Below are 11,944 nucleotides of genomic sequence, written 5' to 3'. Positions count from 1 at the left end.
ATATCAGCAGCCCGTTAAACACGGAAAATCTGACAGCCCCGTGCGGATCGCTCCGGCACCGGCTCTTCGATTTACCTCATGCGGCGCAATGCGCTTCGCTTCAATTGCGCCTTACGGCCTTGCTCACTCGAACATTGACAAAAGATCTTGCAAGAGGTCTTTCCTCCAGCCATCAGGCACACCCTGATATAACAAACCCTTTATCAAGTCATAGGCCTTGGCTACATCGTCCCCATTAACTTCCTCGATTGAACTTAAGAGGCCATGGGCCTCGTGTGCAACCTCCCAGTTGCCGCTAGCAACCAAACCTACCAGCAAATCGAAATGGTCAGCAAGATTGTAAAAACCTAGGCAATGAACAAGTGTGGCTCGAGCATTACTCAACTCTGGCTTACTAATTAGCCGAAGCAGCACGGTGAGGACATCAGGCCTCTTGGTTTCTGCCAAGCGCATCGCCAGCGTATTACGTAATGCTGCGTTATCGGTTAACTCCAATACAGCCAAATCTTGCGATGTGTCTGCAGTTGTGCCATTAAGCTCCGGCATCAATTCCCTCCTCACTTAACTCGCGGCTTGCCAAGACTTTCCCAGTAATCACGTGCAGCGTGCGCGTTCTGAGCGTCCTCAATATCTCGCCCACCGTTGAACTCCTCTTTGCCTTCACGATGCCACCACCGCTGGAATTCCTTGTCATTCTGGCCATACCACTTATCACGATCTGCCTTCTTGCCGCCACGGAAAGTCTTACCCTTTTCTCCACGAGTCTGCTGCTTAGCTTCATCGTCATCATGTGGTGGTGGCGGCGAAGCAGACTGACCTCCACTGTCTGTGGCCTGATTAAATATCGGCTTACCTCGGAGCCAATCAATAAACTCGCCGGGGTGGAGAATAGCATCCTTCGCCCCCTCTAGTGCCCCGTTCACAAATCCACCAACATCAGGTGGCTTTGGTGTATCTGCAAAGCCATCCAACGTTTGTCGTCCAGGGCCCTTGCTGGGATACGGCGTGGGCAACGGTACGCACTCAGCAGGAGGCAGGCAAACTATCGTCGCCGAGGCGAGTTTTACCGGCTCGTCGTTGTCATAGTAACTCGCATCCATCCCATTCATCGTGAACAGGCACTTGACACCACAACTGCTGCCGCCACCGCCACCGACGCCCCCGCCCAATGAGGACGGCGCGGCGTACAAGCCGCTCGGGTCGGTCAGCGATACCGGGTTGCCGCGCACGTAGGCGAACGCGTTGATCCCGCCCCTGAGCCCGATCGGATCGCGCTGGGTGAAGCGCCCGATGCTCGGGTCGTACCAGCGGGCACGCTGGCCGCTGGAAGCCGCCCCCACGCCTGCACAGGTCACGATCGAGACATTCACCCCCCCAAGCAAATGGGTGATGGATACGTGCGATTTGCTGCCTTTACAGCGCCCAGCCGTCGTCGGCGGTATCCGGCGCCGCCTCGGCGCGTTTGCGGAACAGCGGCACCGGGTCGTCGACGGCGCCCTGATAGCGAATGGTGTAGGCGGTGAGCCCGCGCAGCGCATCGTCGATGTCCTTGTCGGCGCGCACGTCGAAGCTGTCAAAACCGCAGCGCTGCATGTAGAACAGCTGATCGCGCAGCACGTCGCCGATCGCGCGCAGCTCGCCGCGGTAGCCGAAGCGGCTGCGCAGCAGGTAGGCGACACTGTAGCCGCGACCATCGCGGAATGCCGGGAAGTCCACGGCGATCAGCGGCAGCGCAAGCAGTTCGCCGGCGAGGCCTTCGTACTCGTCGTCGCAGCCGATCCACACGCCGACGGCCGACGCGTCGAGCGCGACGCCATCCTGCCGCAGCCGGCGCCACAGCGGCAGCGGCAGCAGCACCTGACTGCCTGCCGGCAACACCGGCTCGCCCTCCCCGTCGCGCAGGATGTGCCAGTGATCCGCGACGACCACGGCACCCGAGGGCAAGGCGCGAATGATCTGCTTCATGGCTGTTCTCCCGCCAGGGCGTAGACCCGTTCCTTGAACGGTGCCAGGCCGATGCGCTGCACCGTATCGCTGAACGGCTCGTCGCCATGCCGGTGCGCGACGAAGGTGGCGACGATGCGCTCGATCACCTCGGGCATTTCCTCGGCCCGGAAAGCCCGCCCGATGACCTTGCCGATGGCGGCCGCCGCGCCCTGCCTGCCGCCCAGCGTGACCTGGTACCACTCTTCGCCGTTCTTGTCGACGCCTAGGATGCCGATGTTGCCGAGATGATGATGGCCGCAGGCGTTCACGCAGCCGGAGATGTTGAGCGTGAGCCCGCCCAGGTCGTGCAGGTAGTCCAGATCCTGAAAGCGCGCCTGGATCGCCTGCGCGACGGGGATCGAGCGGGCATTGGCGAGCGAGCAGTAATCGCCGCCCGGGCAGGCGATCACGTCGGTCAGCAGGCCGATATTGGCGGTGGCGAGCGCGTGCGCCTCGGCGGCCTGCCATAGCGCGTGGAGGTCCTGCCGGCGCACGTCGGGCAGAATCAGGTTCTGCTCATGGCTGACGCGCACCTCGCCGAAACCATACTGGTCGGCCCAGTCGGCCACGGCCCGCATCTGCGCGCTGCTCACGTCGCCGGGGGGCGCCGCCATGCCGGGCTTGGTCGACAGCGTCACGCTGGCATAGCCCGCGACCTTGTGCGGATGAACATTGCGGCGGCACCAGCGGGCAAACTCGGGGTTGCCTGCCTGCCGTGCGGCGACATCGGCGGCATCCGGCCCGGCCTGGTCGGCATATGGCGGCAGGGCAAAGAAGGCCGCCACACGGCGGTATTCGGCTTGGGTGATCGTCGCCGGGCTGTCCTTGATCAGCGCCCACTCGCGCTCGACCTCGGCGGCGAACGGCTCGGCCCCCAGCGATTGCACCAGTATCTTGATGCGCGCCTTGTATTTGTTGTCGCGGCGGCCATGGCGGTTATAGACGCGCAGCACCGCCTCGACATAGGTCGTCAGATGCCGCCAGGGCAAGGCCTCGCGAATCACCACGCCGAGCATCGGTGTGCGCCCGAGGCCGCCGCCGACCAGCACCCTGAGCATCGGCTCGCCACGCTCGTCCCGATACAGGTAGAGGCCGACATCGTGTGCCTTGACGGCGGCGCGGTCGGTCGTCGAGGCGGAGATGGCGATCTTGAATTTACGCGGCAGGAAGGTGAACTCGGGGTTCATCGTCGACCACTGGCGCAGAATTTCGGCCAGCGGGCGCGGGTCCAGCACCTCGTCGGCCGCCACCCCGGCAAAATGTTCCGTGGTGATGTTGCGCACGACATTGCCCGAGGTCTGGATCGCGTGCATCTCGGCCTCGGCCAGCCGGTCCATGATGTCCGGTGCGTCCTCGAGGCGAATCCAGTTGAACTGGATGTTCTGGCGCGTGGTGAAATGGCCGTAGCCGCGGTCCCAGCGGTCGGCGATCTCGGCCAGCACGCGCAGCTGCGCGGACGACAGCGTGCCGTACGGAATGGCCACCCTCAGCATGTAGGCGTGGCGCTGGTGGTAGAGGCCGTTCTGCAGCCGCAGCGGCAGGAATTCCTCCTCCGACAGCGCGCCGGACAGGCGGCGCACCACCTGGTCGCGAAACTGCGCGGTACGCTGCTCCAGCAGCGTCAGGTCGTATTGGTCGTATCGATACATGAGGCTAACCATGGCAAACGAGTGATGCCGCCAGTGTGGACTTGGCGCCCGATCGGTAACAGAATCAGCAAAATGAAATTATTGCGTATCAGATTGGATGGCCGTGAAGCGCTATGAAGAAGTGGCCGAACTCCTCGCGGCCGACATCCGCAGCGGACAGCTCGCCCCCGGCAGCCGCCTGCCGTCGATCCGCAAGGTCATCGCGCAATACGGCGTCAGCCCGGCCACGGCGTTTCAGGCCTATTACCGCCTAGAAGAACGCGGGCTGGTGCGCGCTCGCGAGCGCTCGGGCTATTACGTCGCCAGCACCGGCTTGGCGCACCCGCCCGAGCCGGCAAGCGGCACGGCACCGCTGATTTCGGACTCGGTCGACGTCAACGAACTGGTGTTTTCGGTGCTCGGCGCGGTGCAGGACCGCAACATGCTGCCGCTCGGCTCGGCCTTTCCGTCGCCGCGGCTGTTTCCGCTGCCCCGGCTGGCGCGCTCGCTCGCCTCGGCCGCCCGCTTCATCGACCCATGGGACACGGTGGCGAGCCTGCCGCCCGGCAACATGGCCCTGCGCCAGCAGATCGCGCTGCGCTATCTCGGCATGGGCTTGCCGCAACCGCCGGAGCACATCATCGTCACCAGCGGCGCGCTGGAGGCGCTGAACCTGTGCCTTGCCGCCATCGCGAGGCCGAGCGACCTGATCGCCATCGAGTCCCCCGGCTTCTATGCCGCCTCGCAAGCGCTGGAGCGGCTCCACATGAAGGCGATCGAGATCCCCGTGCACCCGAAGGAAGGGATCGACCTGGCAGCGTTGGCCACCGCGATCGAGCGGCACCCGGTCAAGGCCTGCTGGTTCATGACCACCTTCCAGAATCCGATGGGCACGACGATGGAGGAAGGCAGGAAGAAAGCGCTGGTCGAGCTGCTGGCCAAGCGCGACATCCCGCTGATCGAAGACGATGTGTACGGCGAGCTGTACTTCGGCCAGCGTTACCCGCTGCCCGCCAAGGCCTTCGACCGGAAGGGGCTGGTGATGCACTGCAGCTCCTTCTCCAAGACGCTGGCGCCGGGCTACCGTATCGGCTGGGTCGCACCGGGGCGCTTCGGCAGGCAGATCGAGCAACTGAAGCTGATGACCACGCTGTCGGCCAGCGTGCCGGCACAGGTGGCGCTGGCCGACTACCTGCACACCGGCGGCTACGACAAGCATCTGCGCAAGCTGCGCCACGCGCTCGAAGGCCAGCTGCAGTGCATGAACGACGCGCTGGCACGCCACTTTCCGGCCGATATCCGCGTATCGCGGCCTGCTGGCGGCTATTTCCTGTGGGTGGAGTTTGCCGAGGGCTTCGATACACTCGCCCTGCACCGGCAGGCGGCCGCGCTCGGCATCAGCATTGCACCGGGGCCGATCTTCTCGCCGAGCCGGCAGTTCCGCCATTGCATCCGGCTCAATTACGGCTCGCCGTGGGGAGAGGCCCACCAGAAAGGCATGGCAATGCTCGGGGAGCTGGCGAAAGCGCTGTATGGGCAGGGATAGGCGACGTCAGCCTGTCGCCCTCAGCTTGCAGCCTTGCCTTGGTGTGAGCGGGCGATAAGCGAATCGGCAGGCAGGGAGATGGCCGGCAACGGCAACGGCAACGCCGTCAGACGGAGGGCTTCCTGCCGCTGCACGCCCAGGGCCTGCAGAATGTGTTGAACAATCCGCTCAGGATAATCGTCTGCTGGTGCGCGCATCGAGATGCCGAAAATGGCCGCCAGCATGATCCCCATCATTACCTCGAGTGCGGTGAAGACATCCGCCACCTGTAAGCTGCCCCGTTCCATGCTTGCTGCAATGTGGCGCGGCAGATAGGTGCGGATCAGGCTGCCCGCGGCATCGAGATTGAAACCTGCACGCCAGATGAAGTCGGCAAAGTGCGGGTACGCGCTGGCCGTGCGGAGGAAGAGGCGCAGACCGGTTGCCAGTATCTCGACAGGGTCGTCGAGTCCGCCCACGGTTTCTTCGATCAGCCCCACGAGCTCGTCCGACAACGTTTCACCCACCGCAGCCATCAATTCGGTGTTGGTGCGGAAATAGTTGTAGAACGTCCCCCGCGATACGCCCGCCTCGGCGATCACATCATCGATCACCGAAACATCGACCCCCATTCGGGAAAACACGACGAAGGCACTCTCGATCAGGCGCGTTCGCATCTTCTGGCGCCGCTCGATGCCAACGCGGGTCCGGTGGTTTTGTGAGTCGATCGGCTCAGTCTGTTCTGCGTTCATTACGTCATGGTCCATCGTTTGCAAATCGCCTGGCGGCGCCGAGTCACTTCCAGGTCGCAGCCACAACCCGGCACCGGTTTCTCACCGCCTGGCGCGGCCACTTCCGGGGCAGTGGCGCAGTATAAACCGGTTGCAGCCCCTTGCTCAGGGTTGAGCTTGAAGCACGTCGGCAGCCGGAGGCGAGCCGCCGGGTCGATCACCGGCCCGGCCTGCCGGCACTGAACGGCCACCCGATATCCCCCAAGGCACAAGCCTTACCCCTTACCCGGTCAGAGCCATGATCGGATGCGGGCGGATGAGTTTTCGTCCAGCCCTTGTCGCCCCGCCCTCCTGCACGCGTCCTGCCCCAAGCCTGAGTGCACGGTTGAGCATGGCTCGGTGCCACTCGCACATCGGCCCTGAGCGCCCGTTGGCGGGAAGGTGCAATGCCTTCTCCGCAAGTTCTTTCGCCCAACTGATAAAATGACTTTATCGTCATCTTGACTATTTAGTCATTTCAAGAATACATTGCGGCCTTGTCACCCACTTCGACGAGCACGCCATGATTCAGGTCAATGAAAAATCAAAAGTTACAACGCGTTTGGTCAACATCGGCCGGCGCGTGATTCAGTTGAGCGAAGCAGGAAGCGGATACCCGGTGATCCTGCTCCACGGCGGGGGCCCCGGTGCCTCAGGGCTTTCCAACTATTCGAGGAATATTGACGCGCTGGCGCGCCACTTCCGCGTGCTCGTTCCCGATATGCCCGGCTATGGCGGCTCGACCAAGGGGGTAGATCGAAGTGACCCGTTCGGTGATCTGTCCGCGGGCATTCTGGGGCTGATGGACGCACTCAGAATCGAGCGCGCGCACATGATCGGAAACTCGCTCGGTGGTGCCTGCGCATTGCGAACCGCCCTGGATCTGCCATCGCGGGTCTCCGCACTCGTGCTCATGGGGCCTGGTGGCATCAACACGACTCGCGCGTTGCCAACCGCGGGCCTCAACACACTCCTCAACTACTACGGCGGTGCCGGCCCCTCCCTGAAAAAACTGCGCAGCTTCATCCGGGAAGACCTCGTCCATGACGGCAGCCAGGTGCCCGATTCGATGATCGAGGAACGTTTCCAGGCCAGCATCGATCCGGCGGTGGTGGCGAGCCCTCCCCTGCGTCGGCCCAACAGCGTGAAAGGCGCATTTCGCATGGATTTCACCCACGACAAGCGGCTGAAGAAGTGCCGCGTGCCAACACTGGTGCTGTGGGGTACCGAAGACAAGGTCAACCGCCCGAGTGGTGGCCGCACGCTGCAGCAGACAATGGCCAACTGTGATCTCTACCTCTTCAGCAAGACCGGTCACTGGGTGCAATGGGAACGGGCCGATGAGTTCAACGCGGTAAGCCAGGCATTTTTGCTGCGCAATACCCCCGAATATCTGGATGCAGCCCTGCACGCCGCCAGCACCGGTCGACCGGCGGCAACCAGGCTGGCCGTGAACGAGGAGCAATAAATGAAACGAGAAAATGTCTCCGGGCTGTTTGGCAAGGCCCAGGTGGGCTACGTGCTGATCGAGTCGGAGCGCCTGTCGGACTGGCGGCGCTTCTTGCAGAATGGGGTCGGGCTTCACCTGGCAAGCGAAAGCGACGATCTGCTGGCATTTCGCATGGATGGCCATCAGCGGCGGCTGATCATCCGCCTCGGCCCAGCCGAAGATGTGGTCGCCCTCGGCTTGCACCTGCTGGACACGACGGCGCTCGACGAGGTGAAGGCCCGCCTTTGCGAACGCGATATCCCGTTCAATCCAGGCAATCCCCCTGATGCCGCGCTACGCGGTGTGCGGCAGTACTGGCACCTCAATGGCCCGAAAAAGCTGGGAGTGGAATTTTTCACCGAGCCGCTGACGACGGACGAGCCACTGTGGATGCTGCCCAGCGGTTTCATCACCGGCGACAGCGGCATGGGCCACGTCGCGATCACCAGCCGGCAGCCGGAGAAAATGCGGCGCTTCTGGCTGGAGCTGTTCGATGCACGCATCAGCGACGCCATCGAAGAGTCAATCGCCTGCCTCACCCTGGACATCACCTTCCTCCGCCTCAACGAGCGCCACCATTCCATCGCCATCGCGGCGACGCGCGGGCTACGCATGGACCCCATCCGGACCCGGATCCAGCACATGAACCTGCTGGTGAACACGATGGAAGACCTGAGCGCGGCCTACCGTCGGCTCATCGATCTCGGCTTCGGGATGGCACACGAGATTGGCCAGCATCCGAACGACAAGGAGGTGTCCTTTTACGTCGTCACGCCATCGGGCTTCGAACTCGAACTGGGCTGGAACGCCCTCACCGTGAGCGAAGCCACCTGGAAACCGGCCGACTATTACGGCATCAGCCTGTGGGGCCACAAACCGCGCAACGCCACGCTGGGCAACTTCATCACCACCAATGCGGGCAATTTCCGGCGGGGAATGAAATCTCTTCTCCATCCGGAATTCTCGCCGCTCTGATCACGAAAGAAATACGTTCATGGACAACATTGCTTTCCCTGGCCAGACCATCGTCGACGTCGCCATCGCAGGCCTGGGCCCGACCGGCCTCATCCTGGCCCACATGCTAGGGATGCGTGGTCACCGCGTGGTGGTGATCGAGCGCGAACCGGTGTATTACGGCAATGCACGGGCCGTCTATACCGACGACGAGTGTATGCGTGTGTTCCAGCACATCAACTGTGCCGAGGAAGTGCGCGAGAAAATGCTGCAGGATGCACCGGTGCAATTCGTACGACGAGACGGCTCGGTCATGGCGCAGTATTTCCCGATGAAACGGCCGTTCGGCTGGCCGGTCGTCAATTTCTTCTATCAGCCTTATCTGGAAACCACGCTGACAGAATTGCTGTCGCGTTATCCAAATGTGCAAGTCATCAGGGGTCGTGAAGTTATCGATTTCGATCAGGATGACAACGGTGTCACGGTAACCCATCAGATCACCCAGCAATACCGTTTCAGCGACAGCGGCGACGCCAGGCATCAGCGTCAGGGCGATAAGGACCTGCAACGGCTGCACGCGAAATATTTCGTTGGCGCCGACGGCGGCCGCAGCCTCGTGCGCGAAAAGCTCGGCATCAGGATGAATGGCAAGAGCTTCCCCGAACCGTGGCTGGTGGTGGATTTGCAGCAAAAGGAGGGGGAGGATGCGCTGCGCCACCTGCCCTACTTCAATTTCGTGGTCGACCCCGAACTCCCCGTGGTCAGCTGTATCCAGCCCGACCGCTTTCATCGCTTCGAGTTCATGCTGCAACCGGGGCAGACCAAGGAGTACATGGAGCAAGCAGACACGGTGCGTCAACACCTGTCGCGCTTCATCGATCCGGACAAGTTCGAGGTCAAACGCAAGCTGGTCTACACCTTCAACGCGTTGATCGTGGAACGGTGGCGCGATCGCCGGGTATTACTGGCCGGTGATGCTGCCCACATGACGCCACAGTTCATGGGACAAGGTGCCAGCGCCGGCATCCGGGATGCCTTCAATCTTGGCTGGAAGCTCAGTAGTGTGCTCAACGGCCAGGCAGGGGACGTGCTGCTCGACAGCTATGGGAGAGAACGCCACGACCACGCCAAGGCGATGATTGACGTCTCCGTGCGGCTTAAGGGCGTCGTATCCATGACGCACCCGATTGCCACCCTTCTACGCGATTTCGCCATCAGGGCCATACTGGCTACCCCCATGCTTTGCCGCTGGTTCCAGGAGGGCGGTTTCAAGCCGCGCCCGGTCTACACCAAGGGGCGTTACCTGGGTTTGCCACGCAGGAAACGCCGCGGGCCGGAAGGGGGCCTGGCCCCGCAACCGGACGTTCGCCTGATCAACGGACATCGACGCCTCCTCGACGAGGTATTGGGCCCGGGCTTCTCTCTGATCGGCCTTGGCGTGGACCCAAGGGCCACGCTCACGGCCGACAACCTTGATTGGCTCGCCAGTGTCCGAACCTGCTTTGCCGAAATTTACCCCTATGGGCAGCGCCCTCAGGGCCTCCATGGCGTACAGCACGCCACGCCATCCGGGCTCAACGAAATCGAGGACGTGAGTGGCGAGATGATCGGGTGGTTTGCCAGCGCAGGCTTCCGCCGCGATGCGGTCGCGGTACTACGGCCAGACCGCTTCACCTTTGCACTGGTCGCCAGCCGGGACCTGAACGATGCGATCAGCGCTCTGCGCAGGCAGATGGGAGCGGCCAGCGTGGCCGCCATGCCACGACACGAGCCGCAGCCACCGGACGGGGGATGCGGCCGGCACGGCCCGCCAGTAACGCCCCACACCCACGACTGACCAACACACCAACACAGGAGTATTCCATGTCGTCCCCACTCAGCCTGGCGGCAGCCGCCCTGCGCCAGGCACGTCATGACTTGACCCCCATTGAACAAGTGTCGGCAAGCTACGGCATCCACACGCTTGACGACGCCTATGCCATCGCCGCTTCCAACACCGCGGCCCGAATTGCAGCAGGCGCTCGCGTCGTCGGCAAGAAAGTCGGCCTCACCTCCAGGCCGGTACAGCTGCAACTCGGCGTCGATCAACCAGACTTCGGCATGCTCTTCGACGATATGGAATATCTGGATGGCAGTGCAGTGCCCATGTCACGGCTGATGCAGCCGAAGATCGAAGCGGAAGTCGCCTTCGTCGTTGGGCGCGATCTGACAGACGCCGCCCCCAGCTATGGCGAATTCGTGGCCGCATTGGCGTGCGCCCTGCCGGCGCTCGAGATCGTCGACAGCGCCATTGCCGCCTGGAAGCTCACACTGTTCGACACGGTTGCGGACAACGCATCGTGCGGCCTCTACGTGCTGGGCAATCAGCCCGTCGCCGTCGGCGAACTCTCCTACAGTGGGCTCGAACTCGAGCTCTACAAAAATGGCGAACTCGAATCGCTTGGCTCCGGCGCGGCCTGCCTTGGCCATCCGCTACGCGCCGCTTACTGGCTGGCCCGAACCATGGTCGAGCGGGGTGAAGGGCTGCGTGCCGGCGAGCTGATCCTGTCCGGCGCACTCGGCCCCATGGTGAATATCCAGGCAGGCGACCATATCAGCGCACGCATGGGCAAGCTTGGCACCGTTTCGTGCCAGATGGTTTGAGGGGAACGCGATGAACAGGAAAATCAAAGCCGCCGTCATCGGCAGCGGCAATATCGGCACCGACCTGATGATCAAGCTGCTGCGCCACGGTAGACATGTCGAAATAGCCGCAATGGTTGGCATTGACGCGGCCTCCGACGGCCTCGCCCGCGCCCAGCGCCTTGGCGTGGCGACGACCCACGATGGCGTCGAGGGTCTGGCTCGCCTGCCCGGTTTCGACGACATCCACATTGTGTTCGACGCCACCTCGGCCAGTGCCCACGTCAGAAATGACGCCTTCCTGCGCGGCATCAAACCCGGCATCCGCTGCATCGATCTGACGCCGGCGGCCATCGGGCCGTATTGCGTACCTGTTGTGAATCTGGCGGCCCAGCTCGATCGGCCCAACGTCAACATGGTGACCTGTGGCGGCCAGGCGACCATTCCGGTGGTGGCAGCCGTTTCCCGGATCGCCAAGGTGCATTATGCCGAGATCGTGGCATCCATCAGCAGCAAGTCTGCCGGCCCCGGAACACGAGCCAACATCGACGAGTTCACCGAAACGACATCCAGGGCACTCGAGGTAGTCGGCGGTGCGACGAAGGGCAAGGCCATCATCGTGCTGAATCCGGCGGAACCACCGCTGATCATGCGCGACACGGTGTATGTCCTGTCCGAGCCGGCTGACCCCGGGCGCATTCGGGATGCGATCGAGACCATGGTCGCCGCGGTCAACGCCTACGTGCCCGGCTATCGGCTCAAACAGGCAATTCAGTTCGAACTCATCCCTGCCGACGCGCCGCTGAATGTGCCAGGCCTGGGCCAGCGTTCCGGCCTCAAGATCTCGGTTTTCCTGGAGGTAAAAGGCGCGGCGCACTATCTGCCGGCGTACGCGGGCAACCTCGACATCATGACCTCGGCCGCCATGGCGACCGCCGAGCGCATTGCACAATCCATCATTCAAGGTTGA

11 protein-coding genes are annotated in these 11,944 nt (G+C 62.9%); 6 read left to right on the top strand and 5 right to left on the bottom strand.

What is annotated here, in order from left to right; translation table 11 throughout:
- Window positions 1-123 precede the first annotated feature (123 nt).
- Genes ABWL39_RS19360 through ABWL39_RS19345 form a run of 4 tightly spaced genes read right to left on the bottom strand, consistent with a single transcriptional unit; the run spans window position 124 to window position 3,635 of the window.
- Window positions 124-546 (bottom strand): HEAT repeat domain-containing protein, encoded by a 423-nt coding sequence (locus ABWL39_RS19360; RefSeq protein ID WP_367795332.1) that lies wholly within the window; start codon window positions 544-546, stop codon window positions 124-126.
- Between the two features lie 11 nt (window positions 547-557).
- Window positions 558-1,370, bottom strand: a complete 813-nt coding sequence (locus ABWL39_RS19355) for an RHS repeat-associated core domain-containing protein (protein WP_367795329.1) — start codon at window positions 1,368-1,370, stop codon at window positions 558-560.
- A 43-nt stretch (window positions 1,371-1,413) separates the two neighbouring features.
- The gene (locus ABWL39_RS19350; protein WP_367795327.1) at window positions 1,414-1,965 is read right to left on the bottom strand and encodes a DUF934 domain-containing protein; all 552 of its coding nucleotides are present in this window, start codon (window positions 1,963-1,965) and stop codon (window positions 1,414-1,416) included.
- The gene (locus ABWL39_RS19345; protein WP_367795324.1) at window positions 1,962-3,635 is read right to left on the bottom strand and encodes a nitrite/sulfite reductase; all 1,674 of its coding nucleotides are present in this window, start codon (window positions 3,633-3,635) and stop codon (window positions 1,962-1,964) included. Before ABWL39_RS19345 ends, ABWL39_RS19350 begins: the two co-directional genes overlap by 4 nt.
- Window positions 3,636-3,738: 103 nt before the next feature.
- On the opposite strand from ABWL39_RS19345, the gene ABWL39_RS19340 reads away from it, so the two are divergent.
- Window positions 3,739-5,160 (top strand): PLP-dependent aminotransferase family protein, encoded by a 1,422-nt coding sequence (locus ABWL39_RS19340; protein WP_367795321.1) that lies wholly within the window; start codon window positions 3,739-3,741, stop codon window positions 5,158-5,160.
- A gap of 20 nt (window positions 5,161-5,180) precedes the next feature.
- On the opposite strand, the gene ABWL39_RS19335 is transcribed toward ABWL39_RS19340, so the two are convergent.
- Window positions 5,181-5,891 (bottom strand): TetR/AcrR family transcriptional regulator, encoded by a 711-nt coding sequence (locus tag ABWL39_RS19335; RefSeq protein WP_367795318.1) that lies wholly within the window; start codon window positions 5,889-5,891, stop codon window positions 5,181-5,183.
- A gap of 541 nt (window positions 5,892-6,432) precedes the next feature.
- On the opposite strand from ABWL39_RS19335, the gene ABWL39_RS19330 reads away from it, so the two are divergent.
- The 5 genes from ABWL39_RS19330 to ABWL39_RS19310 are packed head-to-tail and all read left to right on the top strand — an operon-like array spanning window position 6,433 to window position 11,944.
- Complete coding sequence (locus ABWL39_RS19330; protein WP_367795315.1) at window positions 6,433-7,377, top strand: alpha/beta fold hydrolase; 945 nt, start codon at window positions 6,433-6,435, stop codon at window positions 7,375-7,377.
- Window positions 7,378-8,373: a VOC family protein gene (locus ABWL39_RS19325; RefSeq protein ID WP_367795312.1), complete on the top strand. Its 996-nt coding sequence runs from the start codon at window positions 7,378-7,380 to the stop codon at window positions 8,371-8,373.
- A gap of 19 nt (window positions 8,374-8,392) precedes the next feature.
- Window positions 8,393-10,189: a bifunctional 3-(3-hydroxy-phenyl)propionate/3-hydroxycinnamic acid hydroxylase gene (locus tag ABWL39_RS19320; protein WP_367795309.1), complete on the top strand. Its 1,797-nt coding sequence runs from the start codon at window positions 8,393-8,395 to the stop codon at window positions 10,187-10,189.
- A gap of 26 nt (window positions 10,190-10,215) precedes the next feature.
- On the top strand, window positions 10,216-10,995 hold the full coding sequence (locus ABWL39_RS19315; RefSeq protein WP_367795307.1) for a 2-keto-4-pentenoate hydratase: 780 nt from the start codon (window positions 10,216-10,218) through the stop codon (window positions 10,993-10,995).
- Between the two features lie 10 nt (window positions 10,996-11,005).
- On the top strand, window positions 11,006-11,944 hold the full coding sequence (locus tag ABWL39_RS19310; RefSeq protein ID WP_367795304.1) for an acetaldehyde dehydrogenase (acetylating): 939 nt from the start codon (window positions 11,006-11,008) through the stop codon (window positions 11,942-11,944).

The sequence above is a fragment of the Chitinivorax sp. PXF-14 genome, from assembly GCF_040812015.1.
Classification (GTDB): Bacteria; Pseudomonadota; Gammaproteobacteria; order Burkholderiales; family SCOH01; genus JBFNXJ01.
Note: the sequence above shows the minus strand (reverse complement) of the source record. Positions and strands in the feature narration are given on the sequence as shown.

What these genes read in the sequence shown, in the direction of transcription:
- ABWL39_RS19325 (WP_367795312.1), top strand. Translation starts at nt 7,378, where the DNA reads ATGAAACGAGAAAATGTCTCCGGGCTGTTTGGCAAGGCCCAGGTGGGC.
- ABWL39_RS19335 (WP_367795318.1), bottom strand. Translation starts at nt 5,891, where the DNA reads ATGAACGCAGAACAGACTGAGCCGATCGACTCACAAAACCACCGGACC.
- ABWL39_RS19350 (WP_367795327.1), bottom strand. Translation starts at nt 1,965, where the DNA reads ATGAAGCAGATCATTCGCGCCTTGCCCTCGGGTGCCGTGGTCGTCGCG.
- ABWL39_RS19345 (WP_367795324.1), bottom strand. Translation starts at nt 3,635, where the DNA reads ATGTATCGATACGACCAATACGACCTGACGCTGCTGGAGCAGCGTACC.
- ABWL39_RS19315 (WP_367795307.1), top strand. Translation starts at nt 10,216, where the DNA reads ATGTCGTCCCCACTCAGCCTGGCGGCAGCCGCCCTGCGCCAGGCACGT.
- ABWL39_RS19310 (WP_367795304.1), top strand. Translation starts at nt 11,006, where the DNA reads ATGAACAGGAAAATCAAAGCCGCCGTCATCGGCAGCGGCAATATCGGC.
- ABWL39_RS19360 (WP_367795332.1), bottom strand. Translation starts at nt 546, where the DNA reads ATGCCGGAGCTTAATGGCACAACTGCAGACACATCGCAAGATTTGGCT.
- ABWL39_RS19330 (WP_367795315.1), top strand. Translation starts at nt 6,433, where the DNA reads ATGATTCAGGTCAATGAAAAATCAAAAGTTACAACGCGTTTGGTCAAC.
- ABWL39_RS19320 (WP_367795309.1), top strand. Translation starts at nt 8,393, where the DNA reads ATGGACAACATTGCTTTCCCTGGCCAGACCATCGTCGACGTCGCCATC.